The following is a 722-nucleotide window of genomic DNA, read 5'->3' as shown; positions in this document are numbered from 1 at the left end:
GGGTCGGCCGGCTCGCCGGTACCCCCGACGGCAAGGGCAAGGTCCGTGCCGCGCTCGGCCCCGAACTGGACCGGACCCTCGCGCCGTCGGTCCGCCGCGCCACCCTCGGCCTGCTGGCCGCGCTGCCGCCCGGCGGCACCGCCACCGCCGCCGCGCTGCTGCCCGTGCTGCGCTGGCAGCGCCCGCTGCGCGGCGGACCCGTCCAGCCGGACAACCGCGAACTGCGGGACCACCTGGTCGACTTCACCCTCGACGAGGCCGAGCTGCTCGGCCTCACCGGCCGGGGCGCCCTCGCCCGCCCGGCCCGCGCGCTGCTGACGGGCGGCGACCCGGTGCCCGTGCTCGCACCGCTGCTGCCGCAGCCGCTCGACCATGTGATCCTGCAGCCCGACCTGACCGCGATCGCCCCGGGCCCGCTGCTCACCCCGCTCGCCCAGGCGCTGGCGCTCTGCGCGGACATCGAGTCCAAGGGCGGCGCCACGGTCTACCGCTTCACCACCGAGTCCGTACGGCGCGCGCTGGACGCCGGGCGCTCCGCCTCCGACCTGCACGTCTTCCTGGAGCAGCACTCCAGGACCGGTGTCCCGCAGCCGCTCGGCTACCTGATCGACGACGTGGCCCGCCGGCACGGCGTGCTGCGGGTCGGCGCCGCCTCCTCGTACCTGCGCTGCGACGACACCGCGCTGCTGGCCGAGGTGCTCGCCGACCGGCGGACCGCCGAG

1 protein-coding gene is annotated in these 722 nt (G+C 77.6%); it reads left to right on the top strand.

The window, feature by feature from the left end; translation table 11 throughout:
- Positions 1–722 (top strand): helicase-associated domain-containing protein (locus UK12_RS32850; RefSeq protein ID WP_045306868.1); only part of this gene is annotated, 722 nt, incomplete at both ends.

The organism is Saccharothrix sp. ST-888, assembly GCF_000955975.1.
Lineage (GTDB): Bacteria > Actinomycetota > Actinomycetes > Streptomycetales > Streptomycetaceae > Kitasatospora.
The sequence above is the reverse complement of the archived record's forward strand: the minus strand, read 5'-3'. Positions and strand labels throughout refer to the sequence as shown.